The following is a 24,835-nucleotide window of genomic DNA, read 5'->3' as shown; positions in this document are numbered from 1 at the left end:
GTGAACAAGGTTTTAATGTGGAATTTGACGACTGACCAGCCCTGACACGCCGTACATCCCCAGGCGTTCCACTTCGGATCGCCTCGACGGGATGCGTGTCACAAAAGAACAGGGGACCGCACCGCGGTCCGTTCCCGGTCCTGACCGGACCGATCAACTGCGCAGGAGAGAATACAAATATGGCAACGAATCCCAAAAAGACCGCGCAGCGTCAAGGTTTCAAAACCGGCGAGTACATCGTTTATCCGTCCCACGGCGTCGGCCAGATTACCGCCATTGAAGAACAGAACGTTGCCGGTCACTCTTTGGAGTTGCTCGTCATCGTTTTCGAACAGGACAAGATGACCCTGCGTGTCCCGGTCGCCAAGATCGTGTCCGTCGGCATGCGCAAGCTCGGCGATCCGGCAGCGGTCAAGAAAGCCTTCGAAACCGTCCGCGGCCGGCCGCGCGTCAAGCGCACCATGTGGAGCCGTCGTGCGCAGGAATACGAAGCGAAGATCAATTCGGGCGATCTCAACTCGATCTCCGAAGTTGTCCGCGATCTCTTCCGGTCCGATACCCAGCCGGAGCAGTCCTATTCCGAACGCCAGCTCTATGAAGCTGCCCTCGACCGCATGGCTCGCGAGATCGCAGCCGTGAACAAGTGCTCGGAAACCGAGGCGGTCAAGCAGATCGAACAGAACCTGGCGAAATCTCCGAGCCGCCTGAAGGCGGCGGCAGCGGCTGAAGCAGAAGCTGCCGAAGCCGAGGAAGATGACGGCAAGGAAGAAGCTGCCTGACCGATTGGCGGTTCTCACTTTGAACGAATGAAGAAGGGTCCGGATATTTCCGGACCCTTCTTTCTTTTCAGGACATTATACCTGTTCCGGTCGCGCGGATATCACGCAGAAGTGCACATTTTCGGCCCCAACAGAGGGCAGAAGTGATCTAACCTGACCATCGCTACGTAATCTCCCCCGATAACATATCGGAGTGTCGGTCATGTCCTTTAGCGAAAAACGGCAGCTTGTGCGGGCGGCGATGAAGGCCCCCTACCTCAGCCGCGAAGAGGAGCTGCAACTTGCCTACCGATGGCGGGACGATCGGGACGAGAAGGCTCTTGAAAAGCTTTCCCTGTCTCACATGCGTCTCGTGATCGCCGTTGCCGCCCGCTTCCGAAACTTCGGTCTGCCGCTGGGCGACCTGATCCAGGAAGGGCATGTCGGTCTGCTTGAAGCCGCCGCGCGTTTCGAGCCGGAAAGGGAAGTGCGGTTCTCCACCTACGCCACATGGTGGATCCGCGCCTCGATACAGGATTACATCCTGCGCAACTGGTCCATCGTGCGCGGCGGGACGTCTTCCACCCAAAAATCGCTGTTCTTCAACCTGCGCCGTCTGCGGGCGAAGCTCTCCAACAGCCAGACCCCGCTCACCGACAGCGAACTGCATCGCAAGATCGCCGATGCCATCGGCGTCAAACAGTCCGACGTGGCGCTGATGAACGCCCGGCTGTCCGGACCGGACACCTCGCTGAACGCACCGATCACCGACAGCGAAGGCTCCAGCGCCGACAGGCAGGACTTTCTCGTCTCGGACGATCCGTTGCCCGATGAAATCGTCACCGGACAGATTGATACCGAGCGCCGCAACCGCTGGCTTTCCTCCGCACTGGAAGTCCTCAGCGAGCGGGAGCTGAAGATCGTCCGCGAGCGGCGGCTGTCGGAAGAAGGCGCCACACTGGAGGCGCTCGGGGTGAAACTCGGCATTTCCAAGGAACGTGTGCGCCAGATCGAGAGTCGGGCCATGGAAAAACTCAAGTCCGCCCTGCTCGCCGCCCAGCCGGATCAGGCAGTCTACAACGCTTTTTAGAGCGTATCGCGTTTGAGCGAATTGATGGGTTCAGGAAGACGCTCGCGCCAGCGTTTGCATTGCAGATGCTTTCGGGCGATTTCCTGAATTCAATTTAACGCGACATGCTCTGAAGCGTGTTGCGTACCGCCAGGCAGCAGTACGGCAGCCCGAGCTGTTGACGGGCAGGTGGATTTAGCGAAGCCCCGACGTTCCCCAAAGATCCTAGTCGACCACCAGCTTCACCGCGGTTCCTACCGGAACCGGGTCGTCCGCCGGCAGGTCGTTCAGAATCGAGAAGAACTCCAGGCGCCGCGAGGGTTCGACACCGCTCATGCCGATAGCAAGTTTGCGCGGCGTATCCCCGGCTTTGGTCTTGATGACCTTGATCCGCAGGGACCGCAGGCGCGCCCGTTCTGTCGGCGTCAGCTGCGAGAAACTCTCGATCGTTTCACGGAAGTCCCTGTCGAACGTGTCGTTCGGCGAACGGCTGGCGAAAATGAAGCGGTAGCCGGTCCGGCCGATGCGCAGAACCGCGATCCGGAAGGACCAGCCCTGCGTGATCGCCGCGCCCGTGACCCCCGGCAGCCCGTTGATGGTGGTCTGGCGGACGCTTTCCGGCAGCAGCCCGTTGATCCAGCCCGAATTCATGTATTGGACAAGATCGGAATAGCCGCTGACATCCGCGCCGTCGAAGCGGATCGCGGTTCCGTCGCCGTTGCTGGCAAGCACGGCTTCCGGCGAGTTTTCAAGAATATAGCCTGACGGTACGGTAAACCCGATGCCCAGCGCCTTGTGCAGGAACGACCGGCCGCGGACGAAGCCTTCCAGCGGATCGTCGCCGAACAGCATCCCGTCGATCTGGCCGAGATAGCGGTCCCTGTCGCGTTCGCCGATCCCCGGCGCGCCGATCTGGCGGGCCGAGCGGACGGCGATCTGCAGGCGTTCCGGCGTCGAAGGATGCGAGGACAGGAAGTCCGGCGCGGAAGAGCCCGACTTGTCCGCCGACTGGTAGCGCGCGAAGGCGGCCATGGAGCGCAGGAACCTGGCGGCGGCATAGGGATCGAAGCCGGCCTTGGCGAGCGTCTTGACGCCGATCGCATCCGCTTCCAGCTCCTGCACCTGGCTGAACCGGGCGAAGGACAACTGCGAGGAGATGATCGCCTTGCGGGCTTCCTCGGAATCCTGAACCACGTCGGTGAGGATCTTGTTCGCAAGCTGCTTGGCTTCCGCCCTCTCCTGGCGCTTGATGGCGTGATTGGCGGTCACATGCGCCATCTCATGGGACAGCACCGCCGCGACTTCCGACGTGTCGTTCGCCAGAGCCAGCAGGCCGCGCGTCACATAGAGATACCCACCCGGCAGGGCAAATGCGTTGATCGCCGGGGAGTTCAGGATCGTGATCTTGTAGCTTTGCGACGGATCTTCCGAGGCGGCCACGAGACGGCCGACCACACTGGCGACAGCCCGCTCCGCGCCCGGATCGTTGTAGACGCCGCCATAGGTGGCAACAACACGCGGATGTTCCCGCTCACCGATATCGTTGGCAAGATTGGGCCGCAGGGTGCCCGGCGACACCGCCCCCACGCTCGTGCCGTCGCCCAGAAGCTGGCAGGAGCCGACCAGCAGCGCCAGACTGCAGGCCATGACGCTTCGCAGCCAGCGGCGCGCAGCCGCGCGACCTGCCGTTTTCCGCGTCTCGACGAGAGACAACTGACGATAATCAGTTTCCGTCCTGGCCGCCACGTCCTGCCCTTTTGCCTTCAGGGATCACCCTGCTTTCATGCTGTCGCGCATGAAAGCAGAAAAGCTGATCGATTTCAAAATCTTAAGAAGCATTCCCCGCGATCACTCGAACGCGGGATGCTCCAGCACCACCAGTTGCTCCGGATGACGGAGCGCCATATGCGGACCGTCCCTCACCTGCACGAAGCCGCGCAGTTCGACGAACTTTCCCGCCAGTTTCTCCACCTGCCAGCCCGAACGGCCGAGGGCCGCGTCAAAGATCGCCTCGTCGGACGCCTTCAACGTGACGGTGAAGTCTGTTTTCCAGTATTTTCCGAAATTCAGATAGCGGGTGCTTTCGGTTTTTCCAAGGGAAACAACGCGCCCCTTCACTATCACATAGTTTCCGGTCTCTTCTTCAAGCTGACCCGGCCTCGCCGCAGAATAGACCGGCGCCGCCGTCTTGTCTCCCCACAGGCCGCGCTGTTCGCGGCGCGCTGCCGTTTCCGCCAGCCGCAGGAGACCCGCACAGGCACTGTCCTCCTGATCGGGCGCATAGACCGCCGCCCCTTCCATCAGCCGGACGGCCTGCACAAGCTCGCCGGCATCTCCGTCTCTCAGAACGATCCAGGCCGGCGTCAAACCCCAGCGGTTTTCCGGTCCGCTCGCAACAGCTTCAAGTCCGGACGCCACGCCCGCCGCCAAACCGGCTGCGGAGAGTGTCCCTCCAGGTTGAGAATCCGGAACATGCAGCTCGCTGGCCAGATAACGCTGCCCCGACGGAGCGACAAACACACCGTCTTCCGCCGACTTTTCAACAGCTACCGGAGAAATGTCTGCTGGCACACAGGCATCATAGGCGGCCCGGACAAGCGGCTGATCCTTCTCATCCGCCCGGGCGTATCCGGCGGCAAGCACCAGCCCGGCAAGACAGAGCGCCCGCACCGGATTTATCCGCCCGCGGCCGCTGTGTTCCGTCCTCGTCCTGCCGCTCAAGCGTCCACTCGACACCCGCTGCCCTCTCAACCGATTCTCCGGATCACCCTGCCTTGCTGCAATCGCAACAAGACAGACAACTTACCCTGACCTTTTCCCGGGATCCGTCCGTCAGACTTGCTCGTCGAAACGAGAATGCTGTCACGCTCGGATCGTTCCGCCCATAGCCGAAAAAAGGCAGTTTCAGGAAAGACTTGCTAAGCAGCGATTAAGGCAAGCCGAAGACACGGCGGAAAAAAGCCCGGACGCAGGCATCGGGCCGAGGCGTGGTCCTCCGCCGGACACTGCGAAACACCTTTCCGGGCCGGCCTTTGCCGGAGGGCTCGCAAAGACCGGAAAATCATGCTAAGCGACCGCTTTGGGGCCCCGTAGCTCAGCAGGATAGAGCATCAGATTCCTAATCTGAGGGTCACGCGTTCGAATCGCGTCGGGGTCACCAATTTCTCGAAAAACGAGCCGTTGCTTGTCGAATACCGGCACCGCCTGCTGGATGCTGTTCGCGACGACCGGCAAGCTGACCGGTGGCAGGTATCCTGCTTTTCCGGGCGAAATAGGCGTTTGGCCTGCTCCCTTGCTTGGTTTACGCTTGCCTCGTCCCGGGCAGGTGACACGGATAAGGGGACGTCGCTGTTTGCAGGAACCGGAGAATGGGAGATGCCGCTGTGGTTGGTCTGAAGAGGATTTCGATCGCCGGACTGCTGCTCGGTCTTCTCTTTTTCGCCGTCTCACTGACCCCCTCTCTCATTCCGCGTGGCCCCCTTGTGCAGGGTGTCCTGGGCGGGCTGGTCATGGCATTGGGGTACCTTACCTGGTGGATCCTGCTGCTGCTATGGCGTGTGGCGGCCATGCCGGAGCTTCACGGCGCAGCGAAGCGCTGGCTGCTCTCGCTTCTTGCAATCGGAACGCTGTCGTTCTTCGGCTGGACACTGGTTTCAAGCCTTACCTGGCAGAACGACCTGCGTGTAAAGATGGACATGCCGTTCGTCGACAATCCCGATCTGATCTTTTTGATGCTCGTCGCGCTCCTGACCTTTGCGGTCTGTTTTGCGTTGGGCGCCCTGGTGGGCTGGCTGGTGCGCCTTGTCCGATCCCGCCTTCTGCGGGTTATGCCGGAACGCCGCGCCAATGTGCTGGCCCTCGTTGTCGTCGGCCTCGCCCTCTTTGTCGTCACCCGGGACGGGCTCTATGACCAGGTGGTGACGGGCCTCGATTCAAGCTACGAAGCGGCCCAGGAACTTTTCGACACCGCACCGCCACCACCTGAAAACCCGGAACTCACCGGCGGCGCCAATTCGCTGATCGACTGGGGCGCTCTTGGCACGCCCGGACGCAACTTCGTCCTCGGTGGTCCGGACGCCGAAGACATCGCGGCGTTCACCGGCAATCCGGCACTCGACCCCATTCGTGTCTATGTGGGACGCGCCAACGCAAAAACAGCCCAGGAACGTGCCGACCTTGCCCTGGCCGAACTGATCCGGACCGGCGCCTTTGAGCGCAAGGTGCTGGTGGTCGCAAGCCCCACGGGGACCGGTTGGCTCGACCCCGGCAGTCACGATCCGCTGGAATACATGCATGGCGGCAACATCGCGACCGTCGCCGCGCAATATTCCTATCTGCAATCGCCGCTGGCCCTGATCCTGGAAACAGACACCGGGCTCGATCAGGCAACAGCGCTTCTGGAGACCGTCCACCGCTATTGGCAGACGCTGCCGGCGGATGCGCGGCCACGCCTCTATGTCCATGGCCTGAGCCTCGGGGCATGGTCGTCGATGTATGCCACAAACCTCTTTCGCCTGGTCAACGATCCCATCGACGGCGCCTTCTGGGCCGGACCGCCGTTTCCCTCCGGTTTCTGGAGATACGTCCAGAACGCCCGGGAAGACGGCAGCCTCTGGATATTGCCGCAGATCGGCGACGGCTCTTTCATCCGTCACGCCGGCCACTTTGACGATGCTTCGGCAGGCGCCCCCTGGGGCGACATGCGCATCGTCTTCCTGCAATATTCCAGTGATCCGATCGTGTTTTACGAGCCGCTCTCGGTCTGGCGCGCGCCTCCCTGGATGAGAGACCCACCGGCGCCGGACGCCTCGGCGCATATGACCTTCATGCCCATCGTGACTCAATTCCAGCTGGCTCTCGATATGGCGCTTTCCTTCGGCGCTCCACCGGGACACGGCCACGCCTACTACGCCCAGGATTACATTGTCCCATGGGTTCAGGTAAGTGCCCCGGAAGACTGGAGCGAAGACGACACCGCCCGGCTCAAGGCCCATTGCGACAATGGTTTCCAGAACGGCTGCAGCAATGACTGACGACGTCGTGTCATGAGACGCTGGTTCCTCTGGATCGGCATTGTCGCGGTGCTGTTGGTGACACTTTTCACAGTCAACGGCCTACGCGGTCGCCTCGGCTGGTCGGCCAACCCGCAATCGCCGGAAATGACCGCATCCCTGATCGAGCCAGCCCTCCGCTGGACACTGCCCGAAGCGGAGGGCCCGCACCCGGTCGCACTGCTTTTGTCGGGGTGTGATGGCCCGAAATCGAACCTCGATCGGCTGGCTGGCGACCTTGCCGCAGCGGGCTGGGCCTCGGTCATCGTCGACAGTCACGGGCCCCGCGGGCTCGATGAGGTGGAACTCTGGCGGCTGGTGTGTGCGGGGCAGATTCTGAACGGAGCCGAGCGCGCAGCCGACATCGCGGTCACGCTCGCAGAGTTGCGCAACCGTCCGCAGATCGACAGCAGTCGCGTGGCGCTGATCGGCCTATCGCATGGCGGTTGGGCGAGCCTCGACTATCTCGCCATGGCCCTGGCCGGAACAGTACCGCCCCTGCTGACAAACTGGCCTGAGGCCATCGCCGCAGACCCCCTTGCCGGAATTGGGAAAGCCGTCTTTTTCTATCCCTATTGCGGCCCTGCAAGCGTGGGGTCCGTCAACGAACTGCCGTCCGATCCATCCTACCTTTTTCTTCTTGTCGACGGCGACACGATCGTAAATGAGCACCACTGCCTTGAGGTTGCGGGCCGCTTGCTTTCTGTCAACGCCGATGTGGAGGTCTCCATCTACCAGGGGGTCACGCATAGCTTCGACGCAGAAGAAAAGTCCTTCCTGAGCACTCTTGAGTTCGACGCCGAAACCACGGATGCCGCGATCGTGGCGACCATCGAGTTCCTGGGCACCCCGTAAGGCCCGTCCTGGAGAGTGCCTGACAACGATCGAGATGAGCATCGTCGATCCTGGCCTTTGCGCATGACCGCAGCACCAGGGCACACGCTTGCGGACACAGCCAAACACGAATGATCAAGCGGACAAGGTCTTTGAAAGTTGGAAAGGACCAGCGTGACAATGGCAATGCTCCAGGAAAAAAATCGCACAAATTTAGCTGGTTACACCGAATCGGAATGGTTCGGTGTGACCAGGTTTTGCTCTAGTCTAGACTTGAGGAACGACACTACAGAATCAAACGACCTGGAGGGGGAGACATGTCGAACGAAAATACGAAGGAATTCTGGCGGGACATCAAGCCGATAGACAAGGTGTTTCAACCCGATGCGCTGCCCGAGGTCTATATGGCCAATGCGGCGACGGAGGATGAAAGATACTATGTGCCTTTCACTGAAACGGTATCGTCGCGCCCCTTGTGGATTTCGCCGTCACAGAACAAGTGGTGCGACATCCTGATGGCGAAAGGCCCCGGGCTGGTGAACCGGCACTATCACCCGCACGAGGTGTTCGCCTACACGATTTCCGGCAAATGGGGTTACCTGGAGCATGACTGGATCGCCACCGCCGGCGACTTCGTTTACGAGACGCCGGGTGAGGGGCACACGCTTGTCGCTTATGAGCACGAGGACCCGATGAAGGTGTTCTTTCAGGTCCACGGCCCCTTGATCTGGCTCGATGAAACGGGTGAGCCGGACGGCTATTTCGACGTCCACATGTACATCGACCTTTGCAGAAAACACTATGAAAGCGTCGGCCTGGGTGCAGACGCTATCGACAAACTCTTCCGCTGACGCACACCCCGGCATCCGGGTAGCTCAAGGAAGTTTTCCCGCGGACAGGCTGATATTAGACATGGCCTGTCCGCAAGCATCAGCTTGCCCGGCCGGCGGGGGCGATCCGGCAAAATCAACCCCGACCCCGGTGCCAACGCGCGTGCTCGTGCCTTACGGCGTGACAGGCGTGTGCAACGTCGTGACAGGGACACCGGAATTGGTGGTTTCTCCGGTCAGTTGACTGTTCGGATTGGTGTGCCGGACTGCGGCGACACCTACAATCATCAGCGCAACAATGGCGAGGCTCCAGTACTTCATCTTCTTCGCTCCTTCGACCGCGCGGCACTGCGGCACTGCGGCACCGCTTTCGCCAAGCCGATTCGATATTCGACTTTCGTCTATATTATACTTTAGACGAAGGAAACGCAACGGAAGGGTATGACGCAGGCGATATCTACACGCAAGGCGTGTACTGACTGGTGCTTTTCAAGCCTCGACATGCATCGGCATTCCGCGGCTTTTTGGTGAAACGAAGACTGCAGCGCCGGGCGTCAGGTGCGACAAGCAAACGGTCAGCCGGTCTTGGGCTTACGGCGCTGGGCGGCCAGTTCCCGTGTATAGGCCGACAGGGCATCAAGGCTCGCGGACGCCTTGGCGCTATCCTTCGCCTCCAGGGCCGATGCCAGAGCGTCATGAAAGTCGGCTATCCGCTCCCGGTCGCGAAGACGATAGACCAGCATGTTCATCAGGGGCTGCATGGCTTCAAAGGCAGCCGAAAGCTGAAACGCCAGCAGCGGATTGGCTGTCGCACCGGCGATCACGGAATGAAAGGTGACATCCGAGGCGCAAAACGCCTCGTCGCTTGTCAGCGGATCGCGCTGGCGGCGGATTTCCTGCCTGAGCTCGCTCAGTTGGGCCTCCGTACGATGCGTGGCCGCCAGCGGCAAGGCGGCAGCTTCCAGCGCGAACCGCGCCTCGATCGCATCCTCCAGCGGAATATCGTTCATGCCGATGAGAAGCCGGGTGGTGGTGACCAGATTGTCCGTCGCCTCGGACCAGGTAATGCGGTTGACGAAAGCGCCCCCCGCAGAGCCGCGTTCGCTGCGGATCAGGTTCTGCGCCGCAAGCCGCTTCAGCGCCTCGCGAACCGTCGATCTGGAAACGCCGAAACGGTCCGCCAGCTCCGCCTCACTCGGCAAGCGTTCCTCACCGGTGAGCCGCCCGTCGAGGATCGCATCGCGGATGGCGTTGGCGATCTGAACCGACAGGCCCTCTTTTTGTATGGTGTTGAACTCGATCGCCACATTCCACTCCAGTTTCCGCCCGGCCCGCTGTCGTCCAGCCTGCTGTAGCCCAGCGCATTGTCGCCCGGATTTTCCGGCGGACAGTCCGGAAGCCCGCCAAAATTAGCTATCGCCCGCCACAGCGTCAATCGCAAAGATATAAATGTCTGACAATTAAATGTTTGACTTTTAACATCGGCAGGAGCAGCGTTAAGGGCAAGAAGCCGAGCCCCTGACTTCGAAAGGCAGCGGGAGAAAATCGGCAGAAACCGGCCGTCATGCCCGCAAATACGCGGCTGAAAGGCCGATCCTGGGAGGACGAGGTGAGGGCACTTGCACGGCTGCTGCCGGGTCATGGCGTTCTGGCGCTGCTGTTTTTTACCGCTGTTCTGACAGCCTGGAGCATCCTGTTCACCATGCAGGCCTTTCCCGGAGGGACTTCTTTCGCGGGTCGGTCCGGCGTCGGCGCTCTCCTGTGGCTGTGCTCGAACACCGTTGCAGTAACGGGCTATGGCACCACTTTTCTGATGTGGGTCCTGATGACCCTGGCGATGATGGCGCCCACGGCCTTCCCCGCTTTCCGCACCTATGCCGACCTGACCCACACGGCTGCCGCGAACAGCCTCTCCCTTGCCGTTCTGGTCGCGGGATATCTTTCCGTCTGGCTGGGATTTTCCGTTGCCGCCGCCTTTGTGCAGGTCAGGCTGGCCTCCCTTGGCCTGGTCGACCCTCTTGGCCGGTCGACCTCTCATGTCCTCAGCGGCGCGCTGCTTGTCTCCGCCGGGCTCTATCAGTTCAGCGCCCTGAAGGCCGCCTGCCTGAAAGCCTGCCAGAGCCCGATGGCCTTTTTCCTCACACACTGGCAACCGGGCAATCGCGGCGCCTACAGGCTCGGTCTGCGGCTCGGCGCCGTATGCCTCGGGTGCTGCTGGGCCCTGATGCTGCTGGCCTTTGTCGCCGGCACCATGAATCTGGCAATCATGGCGCTCGCCATGGTGCTGATGACGCTTGAAAAACTGCCGGATATCGGCGCGATAATAAACGCGCCGCTCGGCGTCTTCCTCATCCTTGCAGGCACAACCGTGATTGTCCTGCCTTTCCTGCCAAACTGACGCCAAGGAGAAACGCATGTCCGGCTGGGCCATTCGCGGCGAACTGATCCTGAACTGCAACTGCACGGTTTTCTGTCCCTGTGTGGTTTCCCTCGGCCAGCATCCGCCGACCGAAGGCTATTGCCAGGCCTGGGCGGGCGTTCGCATCGACGAGGGCCACTACGAGGACACGGATCTTTCCGGCCTCAATGTCGGCCTGGTCCTGGAGATTCCCGGCCTGATGGCGCGCGGCAACTGGAAGGCGGCCGCCTATATCGACGAACGGGCCAGCGACGCGGCCTATGACAGTCTGATCAAGATCTTCTCCGGCCAGGCCAAGGGCACGACCGGACTGTTCCGGGTTCTGGTCAGCGAGTTTCTGGGAGCGGAACGGGCACCGGTCTCCTATACCAACGAAGGCAAGAAACGCCGCCTGATTGTCGGCAAGGCCATCAAGGGCGAGGTGGAGCCTGTGAAGGGCGGAAACCCCGACGAGGACATCGTCGTCACCAACACCGCCTACTGGATGGGGCCGGACATAACCGTCGCCACCGCCACGCAAGGGCGGGTGCGCGCCTATGGCCGCGTCTGGGATTTCGATGGCCGCAGCGCCGAGATCTGTCAGATCGACTGGTCCGGTCCTCCGGCTGAAGCCGCCGCCTAGGAGGACAAACCATGCAGGTCCACAGTCTCACCGAAACGATCGACGTGATCGCCTTGCCGGACCAAAAATGGGGCGAAGTCCCCTGCGCCTTTATCGACCTGAAAGAAATCGCCACTGCAACCGGGAACGGCCTCATTGCGTTCACCAAGGAACACATGGCGGGCTTCAAGCGGCCCGGGAAGATCGTCTTCAAGGACTTGCCGACCACTTCGACCGGCAAGATCCGGAAATATGGCCTGCGCCGGCAGGCCAGAGCCAATTCGAGCAAAACCAACCAGCAGGACCCAGCCGCATGACCTTCAAAGCGCTTATTGTCGACAAGGACGAGGACGGAAAAACCAGTGCCTCGATCCAGCAGATCGAAGAAACACGTCTGCCGGAAGGCGACGTGACCGTCAATGTCGAATACTCGACGCTGAACTACAAGGACGGGCTGTGTCTCGGCCCGGGCGGCGGTCTCGTCAGGACCTATCCGCACGTGCCGGGCATCGATTTTGCCGGCACGGTCGATGAATCCTCGGACGACTGGTACCAGCCCGGCGACAAGGTCGTCCTCACCGGCTGGCGGGTCGGCGAAGCCTGGTGGGGCGGCTACGCCCAGAGGGCCCGCGTCAAGGGGGAGTGGCTCGTTCCCCTGCCCCAGGGCCTGACCACGCGCGATGCCATGGCTGTCGGCACGGCGGGCTTTACCGCCATGCTTGCCATCATGGCGCTTGAGGACCATGGCCTGAAGCCGGAAAACGGCCCGGTTCTGGTCACCGGCGCGGCGGGGGGAGTCGGCTCGGTCGCCACAGCAATCCTCTCCAATCTCGGCTATGAGGTCGCCGCCGTGACCGGCCGCGAAAGCACCTGGGAGTACCTGAAAGCCCTCGGTGCCAGCCGGATCGTGCCGCGCGACGATGTCAGCGAAACAGTCAAGCGGCCGCTGGAAAGCGAAACCTGGGCCGGCTGCATCGACGCGGTCGGCGGCTCCATGCTGGCGCGTATTCTCGGCCAGATGAAATACGGCGCCTCTGTCGCCGCCGTGGGCCTGGCCGGCGGCGCGGCTCTGCCGGCAACCGTGGTCCCTTTCCTGCTGCGCGGGGTCAACCTGCTCGGCATCGACAGTGTCATGAAGCCCTATGACGCCCGCCTGAAGGCCTGGGAACGGCTGGCGAAGGACCTGCCGATGGACAAGCTCGAAACCGTCATCCAGACCGCGACGCTGGAAGACCTGCCGCGGCTTGGCGCCGATATCCTGAAAGGACAGGTGAAGGGCCGCGTCGTCGTCGACGTGAACGCCTGACGGATCGGGGCGGGTTACTTAGACGCCCGCCCCAGCTCCGATTTCAGAAAGTCGATCATGACCCGCACCTTGCGCGGCAGGTAGATCCGGCTCGGATAGAGTATCCAGGCGCCGGTATCGAAGTCGCCCGCGGCGCAGTCATGCTCCGGGAAGAGATCGACGAGGAGGCCGTCGGCCAGGTCCTTGTCGATCAGCCAGTCGGCCAGAAGCGCCGGCCCCATCCCCAGCCGGGCCGCCTCCCGCAGCGCAAGGGCGTTGGAAATCACCGTCCGGCCAGAGACCGCAACCGCAGAAGGCATTTCGCCCGGCCTGCGGAACCGCCAGACACTCTTGAACTCCGGCAGGTCGAAACGCAGGCAATCCCGCCCCGCAAGATCTTCCGGACGGGCCGGCGCGCCGAAACGTTGCAGATATCCGGGCGCGGCAACGACCCGGTACCGCGTCCTCAGAAGCCGCGTGGAGATCATGTCGCCCTTCGGGGCTGCGGCAAGACGCACCGCCAGATCCAGCCCTTCGGCAAGAAGATCCAGGTTGCTGTCGGACGGAAACAGCTCGACCGAGATCTCCGGATAGCGCTCCTGAAAGCCGGGCAGAAGCGGTATCAAGATCTCCAGGGTGAAGGCGACGGACGCTGTCAGCCGCAAGGTGCCGCGCGCAAGACAGCTCTTTTCGGAGATCTCTTCGCGGGCCGCGTCCATCTCCTCCAGCAGCGGCGCAATGCGGCGCAGATAACGGTCTCCCTCTTCAGTGAGGGCAAGCTTTCGGGTGCTGCGCTGGAACAGTCTTGCACCCAGCTCCCGCTCGACGGCAGCCACTGTTCGGGAAACGTTCGAAGCGTCGATATCGAGCGCCCGCGCCGCAGCGGCTATGCTGCCGAGGTCCCGCACGAGCAGAAGTGTTCTGAATCCTTGCATGTCCATTCATGCATATTACACAGGAATGAGCTTAGAATGATAAATTCACCACCTTCAGTCACAGCAATTGAGTGAAACAGTCGGCTTTTGGCAGTCTTCCTGTTTCGGCACCTGAAGCCATGAAAGGCGGGCGGGCGGCGCGGAATCCGGTTGCATTCGGCGGGAAGCTCCCATATAAGCGCCCGGTCCAGAGTCGTCCGGCTCGTCGTGGGCCGGTTTCCTGTATCCCGATGCAGGCCGTTTCCCGTGACAAACCAAGGGCATGCCGTGTCGGCTCTGAATGCACCAACAAAGAGTGGCCGTTTTAACGCGGTCGCACAAACGAAAGGATGCAAAATGCCCAAGCTGAAGACCAAGTCAGGCGCCAAGAAGCGCTTCAAGTTGACTGCGACCGGTAAAGTGAAATCCGGCCAGGCAGGCAAGCGTCACGGCATGATCAAGCGCACGACCAAGTTCATCCGCAACGCACGTGGCACAACCACGTTGAGCGACCAGGATGCAAAGATCGTGAAGCAGTTCCTGCCCTACGCATAACGCCAGCCCCAAGGAGATTACCAGATGTCACGCGTCAAACGGGGCGTAACCGCCCACGCTCGCCACAAGAAAGTTCTGAAGGCTGCAAAAGGCTATTATGGCCGCCGCAAGAACACCATCCGCATTGCCAAGCAGGCCGTCGAGAAGGCAGGACAATACGCCTACCGCGACCGCAAGGCCAAGAAGCGCACGTTCCGTTCGCTCTGGATCCAGCGCATCAACGCGGCAACCCGCCAGCACGGCATGACCTATGGCCGCTTCATCAACGGCCTGAGCAAGGCCGGCATCGAAGTCGACCGCAAGGTTCTGTCTGACCTCGCCATCAACCAGCCGGATGCCTTCAAGCTCCTGGTCGATCAGGCAGAAGGCGCTCTTGCCGCCTGAGTTTTTCCGGCCAGTCCGGCCGGATCTGATTTCAAGGAACGCGGTCCCCAGGGGCCGCGTTTTTTCGTTACGGCCACCCAGCGATGATTGAACATGGTCACGATGCCACAACACTTTGAAATCACTGAATTTTCAACTCTTTGATCGCTTCAGACTGGTGACCTGTCGACGGCCGTCCAGGCCTGATCCCGCCCCCTGAGCTGAGGCTCGCACAGCCTCAGATTGTATATTCAAGTGCCTCCCCTTTTCTGTTGCCTTCTCCCTGATTTGAAGCCTACCTTCTGATTTCGACCAGGGTCCCACGCTCCGTCGGAACCTGGAAGAAAAACAAAGGGAGGCTGGAGCCATGCAGTTTGTCGAGTCGTTTTTCGCGCTGATCGGTGATTTCACCTGGGGATGGGCACTCATCCCGTTTCTTGTCGTCATCGGTATCTTTTTCACGGTCGTCACCGGCTTCGTACAGTTCCGGTTTTTCCTGCGCATGTTCCGGGTTCTGTCTTCGAAGAACCAGTCCGGCGACCCCAATGCGATTTCGGCGCGTGAAGCCCTGCTCCTGTCCGTCGGCGGCCGTGTCGGCGGCGGCAATATCGCGGGTGTCGCGGTCGCGATCACTCTCGGCGGGCCGGGAGCGGTCTTCTGGATGTGGGCCATCGCCCTTGTCGGCATGGCGACCAGCCTGATCGAATGTTCTCTCGCCCAGCTTTACAAGCGCTCCGCCGGAGACGGCACCTACCATGGCGGCCCCGCCCGCTCGATCCTTTACGGGTTGGGCAGGCAATACCAGTGGCTGGCAATTCTCTATGCGGTCTGCCTGATCGCGTCCTTCGCCCTCGGTTTCAACGCTTTCCAGGGCAACACCGTCGCGGGCGCTGTCGAGGAAAGTCTGGGCATCGGGCGGCTCTGGACGGGAATTGCGCTCACCATCGTCACCGGCATCATCATCTTCGGCGGCATTCACCGCATTGCCAAGGTCGCCGATGTGATCGTTCCCATCATGGCGATCGGCTACATCGCCATGGCTCTGATCATCATCCTCCTGAACTTTACCGAAATCCCGGCGGTTCTCTACACGATCGTCGCTAATGCCTTCGGTTTCGAGGAAGCTGTCGGTGGCGGCATGGGAGCTGCGATCGCACAGGGATTGCGCCGCGGGCTGTTCTCCAACGAGGCCGGCCTCGGCTCCGCGCCGAACGTTGCGGCAACCGCGGAAGTGCGCCACCCCGTCAGCCAGGGGATCACCCAGTCCTTCTCCGTCTTCATCGACACGATGATCATCTGCACCTGTACCGCGATGGTCATTCTGATGGGTGACGTCTATTCACCGGGCGCAGAAGGCGTGGACGGCATCGTTCTGACCCAGCAGTCGCTGGTTTCCCATCTCGGAGAATGGACCAGCTACTTCCTCGCGCTTGCGATCCTGCTCTTCGCCTTCAGTTCCATCATCTACAACTACTATCTCGGCGAAAACGCCCTGAGTTCGATGACAGAAAACGCCGCCGCACCGCAGATCCTGCGTGTGGTGGTCATGGGGGTCGTGTTTCTCGGAGCAACGGCGCCGAACGCCACATCCGTCTTCTTCTTCTCCGACCCGCTGATGGGCGTTCTGGCCCTGGTGAACCTTCTGGCCCTGATGATGCTGTTTCCGACCGCAAAGCGGATCCTCGACGACTTCAAGGGTCAGCTCCGGGACGGCATCGCCCGCCCGGTTCTGGATCCCGACAAGTTCGCCGATCTGGATCTCGACCGCACGGCGTGGACCGGCAAGGCCCCTGACTGAGCGGGGTGAACGCCAATTGAAAACGCAAAAGCGCGGCCCCCTCGCCGCGCTTTTCTTTTGCGCCAACATGTGTTTCCTTTAGGACATGGATTGAATGCAACCCGTCGGTGTCCGCCCATTTCACTTTCCCCAAAACAGCTCCCTGTCCTCAAGGGCATGATCACGGCCATCGTCATATGTGGACTGGCGCTCAGCGCCGGGGCAGTGCTACCACCTGCAAACTGGCTTCCGGATGACACGCCCGGCGAACGGCTGGGCTTCGCGGCCAGATGCATTCTGGTGATCAGCGTATGGCTGCTCATATGTATCGGCGCACTCGCCCGGCATCGCTTCTTTACCCCGGCGGACATCGACGGCAGCGGACTCACTGCGGGTACGGACAAAGCCAAAATACTTCAGGCGGTGCTGCAGAACACGCTTGAACAGACCGTTCTGGCCGCTCTTGTCTATGGCAGCTTCGCCGCTCTCGCACCGTCGCAGTGGCTTGGCGCTCTGCCGGTGGCAGCGCTGCTGTTCTTTTGCGGACGCGCCCTGTTCTGGCACGGCTATGTCCATGGGGCCGGTTCGCGTGCCTTCGGTTTCGCGCTGACGTTCTATTCCACCGTGTTGCTGTTTCTAGCCAGCATGTTTCTCGCGTTGGTGTGACCGGCATGCCCAACGCCGTCATCTTCGATTGCGAATATCTCACGGCTCCAGGTGCCATGAGACGTATGTGGGGCGGCCCGCTCGATCCGGACCCATCCGTGGCCCAGATCGGTGCGGTCAAGCTCTCGCTCGATCCCGGTCATGAGATCCTGGAGACATTTCAGGTTCTCATCAGCCCGAAGGACAGATATGGCCGAAAAACCAAACCGGACCCATTTTTCACAGAGCTGACAGGGATAGACCAGGCTTCTTTCGACCGGGCCGGCGTCGGTCTGGCCGAGGCCCTCAACGGCTTTGAGACCTTCTGCGGAGAAGCAACCCTGTGGTCCTGGGGCAAGGACGAACTGAACCTCTTTGCCATCAGTTGTTTTGTCGAAGGCCGCGCTCCCAAAATGCCGATACAGCGGTTCGGCAATGCCGCGGGCCTCGCCCTTCTGGCCGGCATGCCCTATGAGGACCTGGTCAAAACGACCAGCGGCCAGCTGGCGAGGTATTTTCAGCTCGACCGTGAGAAAAGGCGCGAGCATGACGCCCTCGACGATGCCATGTCGATCGCCGTCAGCCTGCAGCACCTGCTCCGGACCGGCAGGCTCGCGCCGCCCGATTTCCGCCTCCCGCTGGATGAAGCGGACTTGCGCCGAAGGCTGCCCTCAGCTCCGTAGCGCCCGGGTGATTGTCCGTTCAGGCGAGTCGGCACCCGCCCGCAACCACCCTCCGGAAGTTCTCACCGCTATCCCCGAAATGCATTAATTTTTGTGCCGTTTCGCGGCGTCTTGTTAACTTTTTGAAGAAAGATCGGCAGATTTCCGGGACAAAAGGTTAACGCCTCCCTATATTGGCATGGTGATTGCGACGTTTCAGGCAAGGCCGCGGAATGCGTCCCATTCTGAAACAACGAGGCGTTTAAACGTGCGAGTGAACCCGGTAACTTCGGCAGACCGTGCCAATGTGAGGCGCAAGCGTCCCCCAACGGGAGAGACCGCGAGCGAGCACCAGCCGGATTTTGCGTCCAATCTTCCGGTCCCCGTGCAGCCGGTCCTGGAGCAGGAACAGGCGGCTTTCGCAACCCGCTACTATCCGAACTCGGTTTTCCTCGCGCATCTGATCGCCACAAGGGACAACGACCCGCAGACACGTACCTTCAGGCGGACCGAACCTCTGCGCGGCGTCGACAGCTACCGCGCCACCGCTGCCCTGCCGCGCCAGCGCGCCGCCGGTCATCTTCTCAAGACCGAACGTTGATCCGACAGCAGTTCCGGCAACCTTCCGCCTGATCCGCATATCCGGACCGGTTGCTTCATGGGATGCCCGGACATCCTCGTGAAATCTGCCTATTTGTGACAGGCAGCACAGTTTTCCCACCCCGCGACACCTAAGCTCCTCCTCAGATCCGGGATACTTCCGGACTCCGAAAGATTGGCCACGGACTGGCCCGCCACGGAGCTTGAAATGCAAGTGAACCCTGTTTCCGCAATCCGTCCCTTGCGCATCCGGCAAAAGCCGGTCGCCGCATCAGGTCGGGACAACACATCTGCCGCCGGCGTCTGGCCCGGTGAGATCGCGACACTCCCCGCCCATATCGCATCGGCCGCCCTGCAGCGCACCGCCCGTTACGGCGCTCACTCCGAATACGCCACGCAGCTTCTGGCAGGCCGCCATGCCTCCGATGAAACCCATCTGGAGCGGCAACAGCATCTGGCACAATATGCATCGGCGGCCGATAACGAGCGGAAATTTCATTCCTGGTCCGTTTCGGTGTGACGTCCCAGCCTGCGCAATACGTCCGGCTCCCGCACCCGAAGCTCTAATCTTCGATCCTCAGGAAACCAGCCAGACCGGTTTTCTGATGTTCGATCACATGGCAATGGAACGCCCAATCACCGGGATTGTCTGCGACAAGCGCGACTTCCATCGTTTCCTGCGAGCGCAGCAACGCCGTGTCCGTCACGAGCGGCGGCAGCTTGCGCTTGTTGGACCGCAGCAGTTTGAACGACACGCCGTGCAGATGGATCGGATGATCGTTCGGCGTCTCGTTGCGCAGCCGGAGAATATAGGACTTGCCCCGTTTCAGCCGCGCCAGTGGATCGAAGGGGCCGGGCAGGTCGCCGGGCCAGGCAACCCGGTTGATTGACCAGAACGTATAGCCGAGCGACCCGCACAGGCTCGATTGCGGCGCATCGCCTTCCGGCGACCATCCGAAGACGAAATCCAGGACTTCCGCATTTTCAAGATCGGGTTCGGCAACAGGATTGGGCGGCAAAGCTGTCAGCTCGCGCAGATCCCGTTGAAGGCTTGGTCCCCTGGGTCGAAACCGGGCCATGACCTTCGCGCCGTTCGGCCGGTTCAACACCAGGTGGACCTCTTCGCTCTCATCGTCCGGCACCCGCAAGGCGATATCGGCGCGCTGACCGGGCGCCAGGAGCATGTCCGACGCCGGCAACGGCATGGGCAGGGGATTGGAATCGAGCGCAATCACCTGCGCCTCGGCTCCGGCAATCTCAAAGCTGCCCACGCGGGTGACATCGGTCACCGCAAGGCGCAGCCGCACCAGACTGCCCGCTTCCAGATCGTAGACCGGGTCAACCTGCCAGTTGACGGTCGAGACCGTGCCGTAGGTTCCGCCGCGGGCGGCGTTGCGGGGTTTGAAGAAATCGATGAACTGGCCGTCTCCGCCCAGACGGAAATCGCGGATATTCAGGGGCAGATCGCGGTCGAACCCCGGATCCTGCGCCTCTTCCACGACAAGAACGCCCGTCAGCCCACGGGCCATCTGCTCCAGCGTGTTGCAATGGGGGTGATACCAGAACGTTCCCGCATCCGGCGGGGTGAACGCGTAGCGGAACGTCTGCCCGGCTTCTATGGGGTATTGCGTCAGATAGGGCACGCCATCCATCCGGTTGGCGATCCTCAATCCGTGCCAGTGAACAACCGAAGCTTCCTGAAGTGCATTCGTGACGTCGATTGTCGTTTTCACACCCTGTTTGAACCGCAAGACAGGCGGCGGTCCGTCCGGGGAGAAACTCATCATGCCCCGGGTAAGCGTCTCCGGCAGAATGCGATGATCGAGGCCGGCAAGGGTAAGAGCATGGTCGGCGGCCTGCGCCTGACTGGCACCGAAGCTTCCGGCGGCAAAAGCCGCAAGGCTTGCGGTGCCGCCAAGCAGAAATTCTCGCCTCGAAGGACCGGGCATCTGAAGACCTCATCTCGTGCGGGCGCGTCCGGCCGCACTCAACACCCGGAGGACTGATGACTCAAGGTTCAAATTGACGCGGATGGGACAGGAGACCGGTCGGTCAATAACCGGCCGCGTGACCGTCCTTGCGCGGATCGGAACCGGCCGTCAGCAGGCGGCGGGCCTTGTCGATCATGATTGCCTGGCTGCCGCCGATCGGTTCAGGGGCCGGAACCACGGAGTGCCCCAGCGCTTTCAATCCGTCGAGGGTCGAGGAGGGTATCCGGTGTTCCGCCTCCAGCTCATGGGTGTCCATGTTGAAGAACATGCGCGGGAAATCGATCGCCGCCTGCACATCCATGCCGTAATCGATGATGTTGGTCAGCACATGGGCATGACCGCAGGCCTGATACTGACCGCCCATCACGCCAAAGGACAGCCACGGAGCGCCGCCTTTCAGAACCATGGCCGGAATGATCGTGTGCATTGGCCGTTTGCCGCCGTCGATCGAATTCGCATGACCTGGCTCCGCCTTGAAGGACTTGCCCCGGCAATGCAGCAGGACGCCGCTGTCCGGCGCGACAATGCCGCTGCCGAAGCTGCTGAACAGCGAGTTGATGAAGGAGACGGCAAGGCCGTCCTTGTCCACCACCGTGAGATAGACGGTGTCGGTCTGCGGCGCCAGCTGCGCATGCGGCACGGAGGCCATGCGCCCGCCGGTGGTGATCTGCTTGGCGAGCTGGTCAAGATAGTCTTCGCCGATCAGATGGGAATGACAGACATCCATGTAACCCGGATCGGTGACGAACCTGTCCCGTACCCCATAGGCAAGCCGGGCCGCCTCCATTTCCAGATGAAAGCGTTCCGCCCCGATGGGATCCAGCTTCTCCAGGTCGAACCGCTCCAGAATTCCGAGCATGACCAGCGCGATGATGCCCTGGCCGTTGGGCGGCAGTTCGGCGACCGTGTGCCCCTTGTAATCGCGCAGCACCGGCGCGACCGCGGTCGTGTGACAGGCGGCCAGGTCGTCCCGGGTCATCAGTCCGCCGCGCGAGCGAAGCGCGGCGACAATGTCGTCGGCGATGTCCCCGCCATAGAAGGCATCGGCGCCGCCTTCGGCGATCTTCTCCAGCGTATCGGCCAGGCGCGGATATTTCAGGATCGTGCCGACCTTGGGCGCTTTCCCGTCAACCAGGTATCTGGCGGCCGACAGCGGGTCGCCGGCAAGTTTGTCGACCTCACCCACCCAGTCGTGGGCGACGCGCGGGGCGACCGGAAAACCATCACGGGCATAGCGTACCGCGCGGCTGAACAGGGATTTGAAATCCCGCGTGCCATGGGCTTTGAGCAGGGTTTCCCACGCCCGGATCGCCCCGGGCACCGTCACGGCATGGGGCGAGGTATCGGTGATTTGTGTAACTCCGAGCTCGGCCAGCTTCTGCGGCGTCGCCGCACGTGGCGCTGCTCCCGAGCCGTTGAAACCGGTCAGGCGGCCATCGGGCTCCATGACGATTGCGAAACAATCGCCGCCGATGCCCGTCATATGCGGTTCGACGACACACTGCACCGCAACGGCGGCGATGGCCGCATCGACCGCGTTGCCTCCACCCTGAAGAACTTCAAGCGCCGCGCTCGTCGCCAGCGGATGCGATGTGGACGCCATCGCTTCGCGCGCATGGACCGGAGACCGGCCCGGTACCTGAAAATCCCGATTCACTGAATTCATCCCGCCCATCTTTTCCGTTTTGCGCTAATTGCTTGTCGGCGAATACGCCTAGCCTGCAACGCGCGGTTCTGGTAGCAAACCTTCTTTGCGACAGCACCTTAAGGAGAAGCGGCGAAATGCGCAAACTCACACTTTCAATAGCAGAGACAATCACTTCCGCCGCGTTTGAAAAAGCCGCTGAGCTGAAATTGAAGCCGTTGACGGTCGCGGTTCTGGACGCCGGCGGCCACACCATCGTCGTCAAGCGCCAGGACGGTTCCTCGATCATGCGCCCGCAGATCGCCACCGGCAAGGCCATCGGAGCGCTGGCGGTCGGAACCGGAACCAGATGGCTGAATGCCAACGCGGAGTCGCGGCCGCATTTCGTCAACGCCCTGAACGGGGTCTCCGGCGGTGCCATCGTTCCGGTGCCCGGCGGTGTGCTGATCAGGAATGCTGAGGGCGAAACGCTCGGCGCTGTCGGCATCACCGGCGACAGCTCGGACAATGACGAAGCCTGCGCGGTTGCCGGTATCGAGGCGGTGAATCTCGTTTCGGACTGCGGTTAAGAGGATGCCGGTTGAGCGCGCGCAACAGCGGCGCCCGACTGGTGTTCGATCAGGGCCGAGGTGTGATCGGGTCTGCGTCAAGGCCCGCCAAGATGCCCGAACGTGTCAGCTTTTGTCGGAAAGCTGACTGATCTTCTTCTGCATTTCCTCAAGCTGGCGCTTCATGTCGTCCAGATCCGACGCGCCCGCCTTGCCGGACTTTGCCTCGTCGGACGACGTTTCCGAAGTCGCCGCGCCTTCACCGGTCGGGAACGGCATGAACATCTTCATCGCCCGTTCGAACATCTCGGTGTTGCGCTTGACCTGATCCTCGATGGCATCGAAGGCAGTGACGCCGAACGCTCCGCTCATCTGCTCGCGCAGCTTTTCCTGTTCCTTCGTCAGGGACGTCATCGAATATTCCAGGAAGCTCGGCACGATCCCCTGCATGCTGTCGCCGTAAAAGCGGATCAGCTGGCGCAGGAACGTCACCGGAAGCAGGTTCTGCCCCTTGCCTTCCTGCTCGAAAATGATCTGCGTCAGCACGGACCGTGTGATGTCGTCGCCGCTTTTTGCATCGAAGACCACAAAATCCTCTTCTCCCTTCACCATCACCGCCAGATCCTCAAGCGTCACATAGGTGCTGGTGCCCGTATTGTAGAGCCGCCGGTTGGCGTATTTCTTGATGATTGTCGGCTCGTTGGTCTTGGCCATTCGTTACTTCCGCCTGTCAGCCTTACGGCTTGTTTCCCATTTGACGACAAGGCCTTCGCCCTTCTGCCGTCACCTCCGTACATGAGACTAAGCCAATCATATCGGATCGTGCCACTCTTTTTATAGACGCCACCAAAAGGATGATGCCGCAAATGCGAAAACAACCCGCCGATAAGGGGTGTTACGGTTGACACGAATGCTGGTGCGGTTTCTAGTCCATCCATCGTCAAGGGTCACAAGTTTCCGTAGAGCTACCAGCCTTCTACGGCCAATAGACCTCAAGTTCTGGAGAGTATGATGAGCGCTTCCACCGATATTGTCATTGTCAGCGCGACCCGCACGCCTGTCGGGTCCTTCAATGGAGCTTTTGCCAACACCCCGGCGCATGATCTGGGCACCGTCGTCATGAAAGCCGCCCTGGAAAAGGCCGGCATCGAAGCGGGCGACATCGACGAGGTTGTCTTCGGTCAGGTGCTGACGGCAGGGCAGGGACAGAACCCGGCACGCCAGGCGGCCATCCACGCCGGCATCCCCGCCAGCTCCACCGCATGGACCCTCAACCAGGTGTGCGGCTCCGGCCTGCGCACCGTTGCGATCGCCGCGCAGCAGATCATGGCCGGCGACGCCACGATCATGATGGCCGGCGGCCAGGAAAGCATGTCGCTGTCCCCCCACTGCGCCCATATGCGCGCCGGGTACAAGATGGGCGACTACAAGATGATCGACACCATGATCAAGGACGGCCTCTGGGATGCCTTCAACGGCTACCACATGGGTCAGACCGCCGAGAATGTCGCCCAGAAATGGCAGATCAGCCGCGAGCAGCAGGACGAATTCGCCGTCGCATCCCAGAACAAGGCCGAAGCCGCCCAGAAGGCCGGCAAGTTCAAGGACGAGATCACACCGGTCACCGTTACCGAACGCAGGGCCGAGCGTGTGGTTGAGGACGATGAATACATCCGTCACGGCGCGACGCTGGAAAGCGTTGCCAAGCTGCGCCCGGCCTTCACCAAGGACGGCTCGGTCACCGCGGCGAACGCATCCGGCCTCAATGACGGCGCTGCTGCGCTGGTGGTCATGAGCGCGGCGGAAGCCGAAAGGCGCGGCCTGACCCCGCTCGCCCGTATCGCTTCCTGGGCAACGGCCGGCGTCGACCCGGCGATCATGGGCTCCGGCCCGATCCCGTCTTCGCGCAAGGCCCTGGAAAAGGCCGGCTGGTCCGCCGCCGATCTTGACCTTGTCGAAGCCAACGAAGCTTTTGCTGCGCAGGCATGTGCCGTCAACAAGGACATGGGCTGGAACCCGGACATCGTCAACGTCAACGGCGGCGCGATTGCCATCGGCCACCCGATCGGCGCTTCCGGCGCCCGCGTCCTCACCACCCTGCTGCACGAGATGGGCCGGCGCGACGCCAAGAAGGGCCTCGCCACCCTGTGCATCGGCGGCGGCATGGGTGTCGCCATGTGCCTGGAACGGTAATCGGCTGAAGCATCGGAGGTTTCGTCGATCCCGACGGAACTTCCGCTGATCGAATTGACGTGGATCATGGCCGGTTTCCGCCGGCCATGGCTCAA

General features: G+C 61.6%; 26 protein-coding genes and 1 tRNA gene. 19 read left to right on the top strand and 8 right to left on the bottom strand.

Going from position 1 to position 24,835, the window contains the following annotated elements:
* The first annotated feature begins 179 nt into the window (after positions 1–179).
* Positions 180–779 carry a CarD family transcriptional regulator gene (locus tag Q1B40_RS19495; protein ID WP_068408186.1) on the top strand — a complete coding sequence of 200 codons (600 nt, stop codon included), beginning with the start codon at positions 180–182 and terminating at the stop codon, positions 777–779.
* A gap of 202 nt (positions 780–981) precedes the next feature.
* Entirely contained in the window at positions 982–1,848 is an 867-nt protein-coding gene (locus Q1B40_RS19490; protein ID WP_299818114.1) for an RNA polymerase factor sigma-32, read from the top strand.
* A gap of 204 nt (positions 1,849–2,052) precedes the next feature.
* Here the strand turns inward: Q1B40_RS19490 and Q1B40_RS19485 are convergent, their stop codons facing one another.
* Both Q1B40_RS19485 and Q1B40_RS19480 read right to left on the bottom strand, forming a co-directional pair.
* Positions 2,053–3,474, bottom strand: coding sequence for a M48 family metalloprotease (locus Q1B40_RS19485; RefSeq protein ID WP_299819106.1), 1,422 nt, complete (start codon positions 3,472–3,474; stop codon positions 2,053–2,055).
* A gap of 201 nt (positions 3,475–3,675) precedes the next feature.
* Positions 3,676–4,497, bottom strand: coding sequence for a hypothetical protein (locus Q1B40_RS19480; protein WP_299818111.1), 822 nt, complete (start codon positions 4,495–4,497; stop codon positions 3,676–3,678).
* A gap of 413 nt (positions 4,498–4,910) precedes the next feature.
* Between Q1B40_RS19480 and Q1B40_RS19475 the strand changes: the two genes are divergently transcribed.
* From Q1B40_RS19475 to Q1B40_RS19460, 4 genes are all read left to right on the top strand, one after another.
* Positions 4,911–4,987: transfer RNA gene (locus Q1B40_RS19475), tRNA-Arg, on the top strand.
* A gap of 208 nt (positions 4,988–5,195) precedes the next feature.
* Entirely contained in the window at positions 5,196–6,860 is a 1,665-nt protein-coding gene (locus Q1B40_RS19470; RefSeq protein ID WP_299818108.1) for an alpha/beta-hydrolase family protein, read from the top strand.
* Positions 6,861–6,872: 12 nt separating this feature from the next.
* Positions 6,873–7,733 carry a dienelactone hydrolase family protein gene (locus Q1B40_RS19465; RefSeq protein WP_299818105.1) on the top strand — a complete coding sequence of 287 codons (861 nt, stop codon included), beginning with the start codon at positions 6,873–6,875 and terminating at the stop codon, positions 7,731–7,733.
* A 296-nt stretch (positions 7,734–8,029) separates the two neighbouring features.
* The gene (locus Q1B40_RS19460) at positions 8,030–8,563 is read left to right on the top strand and encodes a 2,4'-dihydroxyacetophenone dioxygenase family protein (protein ID WP_299818102.1); all 534 of its coding nucleotides are present in this window, start codon (positions 8,030–8,032) and stop codon (positions 8,561–8,563) included.
* 153 nt (positions 8,564–8,716) lie between these two features.
* Here the strand turns inward: Q1B40_RS19460 and Q1B40_RS19455 are convergent, their stop codons facing one another.
* Positions 8,717–8,863: a hypothetical protein gene (locus tag Q1B40_RS19455; RefSeq protein ID WP_156510395.1), complete on the bottom strand. Its 147-nt coding sequence runs from the start codon at positions 8,861–8,863 to the stop codon at positions 8,717–8,719.
* Positions 8,864–9,117: 254 nt separating this feature from the next.
* Positions 9,118–9,849, bottom strand: coding sequence for a GntR family transcriptional regulator (locus Q1B40_RS19450; protein ID WP_299818093.1), 732 nt, complete (start codon positions 9,847–9,849; stop codon positions 9,118–9,120).
* A gap of 257 nt (positions 9,850–10,106) precedes the next feature.
* Here Q1B40_RS19450 and Q1B40_RS19445 point away from each other — a divergent pair, with 257 nt between their 5' ends.
* Genes Q1B40_RS19445 through Q1B40_RS19430 form a run of 4 tightly spaced genes read left to right on the top strand, consistent with a single transcriptional unit; the run spans position 10,107 to position 12,868 of the window.
* Positions 10,107–10,940, top strand: a complete 834-nt coding sequence (locus tag Q1B40_RS19445; protein WP_299818089.1) for a DUF2182 domain-containing protein — start codon at positions 10,107–10,109, stop codon at positions 10,938–10,940.
* A gap of 16 nt (positions 10,941–10,956) precedes the next feature.
* Positions 10,957–11,583, top strand: a complete 627-nt coding sequence (locus Q1B40_RS19440) for a DUF1326 domain-containing protein (RefSeq protein ID WP_299818086.1) — start codon at positions 10,957–10,959, stop codon at positions 11,581–11,583.
* Positions 11,584–11,594: 11 nt separating this feature from the next.
* Positions 11,595–11,879 (top strand): hypothetical protein, encoded by a 285-nt coding sequence (locus Q1B40_RS19435; protein ID WP_299818083.1) that lies wholly within the window; start codon positions 11,595–11,597, stop codon positions 11,877–11,879.
* Positions 11,876–12,868: an MDR family oxidoreductase gene (locus Q1B40_RS19430; protein WP_299818081.1), complete on the top strand. Its 993-nt coding sequence runs from the start codon at positions 11,876–11,878 to the stop codon at positions 12,866–12,868. The genes Q1B40_RS19435 and Q1B40_RS19430 overlap by 4 nt, the downstream gene beginning before the upstream one ends.
* Positions 12,869–12,882: 14 nt before the next feature.
* Here Q1B40_RS19430 and Q1B40_RS19425 read toward each other — a convergent pair whose 3' ends face one another.
* Complete coding sequence (locus tag Q1B40_RS19425; RefSeq protein ID WP_299818079.1) at positions 12,883–13,782, bottom strand: LysR family transcriptional regulator; 900 nt, start codon at positions 13,780–13,782, stop codon at positions 12,883–12,885.
* 336 nt (positions 13,783–14,118) lie between these two features.
* Between Q1B40_RS19425 and rpmI the strand changes: the two genes are divergently transcribed.
* The 7 genes from rpmI (at position 14,119) to Q1B40_RS19390 (ending at position 18,883) form a co-directional block, all read left to right on the top strand.
* Positions 14,119–14,316, top strand: a complete 198-nt coding sequence (gene rpmI, locus Q1B40_RS19420) for a 50S ribosomal protein L35 (RefSeq protein WP_068408237.1) — start codon at positions 14,119–14,121, stop codon at positions 14,314–14,316.
* Between the two features lie 24 nt (positions 14,317–14,340).
* Positions 14,341–14,700: a 50S ribosomal protein L20 gene (gene rplT, locus Q1B40_RS19415; RefSeq protein WP_299818054.1), complete on the top strand. Its 360-nt coding sequence runs from the start codon at positions 14,341–14,343 to the stop codon at positions 14,698–14,700.
* 346 nt (positions 14,701–15,046) lie between these two features.
* Positions 15,047–16,477 carry a sodium:alanine symporter family protein gene (locus Q1B40_RS19410; protein ID WP_299818051.1) on the top strand — a complete coding sequence of 477 codons (1,431 nt, stop codon included), beginning with the start codon at positions 15,047–15,049 and terminating at the stop codon, positions 16,475–16,477.
* 90 nt (positions 16,478–16,567) lie between these two features.
* Positions 16,568–17,122, top strand: coding sequence for an MAPEG family protein (locus Q1B40_RS19405; RefSeq protein ID WP_299818048.1), 555 nt, complete (start codon positions 16,568–16,570; stop codon positions 17,120–17,122).
* Between the two features lie 5 nt (positions 17,123–17,127).
* A complete protein-coding gene (locus Q1B40_RS19400) occupies positions 17,128–17,784 on the top strand; it encodes a 3'-5' exonuclease (protein ID WP_299818045.1) in 657 nt (218 codons plus the stop codon).
* Positions 17,785–18,031: 247 nt separating this feature from the next.
* A complete protein-coding gene (locus Q1B40_RS19395; protein ID WP_299818042.1) occupies positions 18,032–18,364 on the top strand; it encodes a hypothetical protein in 333 nt (110 codons plus the stop codon).
* Positions 18,365–18,571: 207 nt separating this feature from the next.
* Positions 18,572–18,883 carry a hypothetical protein gene (locus Q1B40_RS19390; RefSeq protein WP_299818039.1) on the top strand — a complete coding sequence of 104 codons (312 nt, stop codon included), beginning with the start codon at positions 18,572–18,574 and terminating at the stop codon, positions 18,881–18,883.
* 43 nt (positions 18,884–18,926) lie between these two features.
* On the opposite strand, the gene Q1B40_RS19385 is transcribed toward Q1B40_RS19390, so the two are convergent.
* Positions 18,927–20,312, bottom strand: a complete 1,386-nt coding sequence (locus Q1B40_RS19385; protein WP_299818036.1) for a multicopper oxidase family protein — start codon at positions 20,310–20,312, stop codon at positions 18,927–18,929.
* 103 nt (positions 20,313–20,415) lie between these two features.
* Positions 20,416–22,020, bottom strand: a complete 1,605-nt coding sequence (ggt, locus tag Q1B40_RS19380; protein WP_299818033.1) for a gamma-glutamyltransferase — start codon at positions 22,018–22,020, stop codon at positions 20,416–20,418.
* Between the two features lie 116 nt (positions 22,021–22,136).
* On the opposite strand from ggt, the gene Q1B40_RS19375 reads away from it, so the two are divergent.
* Positions 22,137–22,568 (top strand): heme-binding protein, encoded by a 432-nt coding sequence (locus tag Q1B40_RS19375; RefSeq protein ID WP_299818030.1) that lies wholly within the window; start codon positions 22,137–22,139, stop codon positions 22,566–22,568.
* 105 nt (positions 22,569–22,673) lie between these two features.
* On the opposite strand, the gene phaR is transcribed toward Q1B40_RS19375, so the two are convergent.
* Positions 22,674–23,261 (bottom strand): polyhydroxyalkanoate synthesis repressor PhaR, encoded by a 588-nt coding sequence (gene phaR, locus Q1B40_RS19370; RefSeq protein ID WP_299818028.1) that lies wholly within the window; start codon positions 23,259–23,261, stop codon positions 22,674–22,676.
* Between the two features lie 297 nt (positions 23,262–23,558).
* Here phaR and Q1B40_RS19365 point away from each other — a divergent pair, with 297 nt between their 5' ends.
* Positions 23,559–24,740, top strand: coding sequence for an acetyl-CoA C-acetyltransferase (locus Q1B40_RS19365; RefSeq protein WP_299818025.1), 1,182 nt, complete (start codon positions 23,559–23,561; stop codon positions 24,738–24,740).
* The last annotated feature ends 95 nt before the right edge of the window (positions 24,741–24,835 follow it).

This window comes from uncultured Roseibium sp. (assembly GCF_947496995.1).
Lineage (GTDB): Bacteria > Pseudomonadota > Alphaproteobacteria > Rhizobiales > Stappiaceae > Roseibium.
Note: the sequence above shows the minus strand (reverse complement) of the source record. Positions and strands in the feature narration are given on the sequence as shown.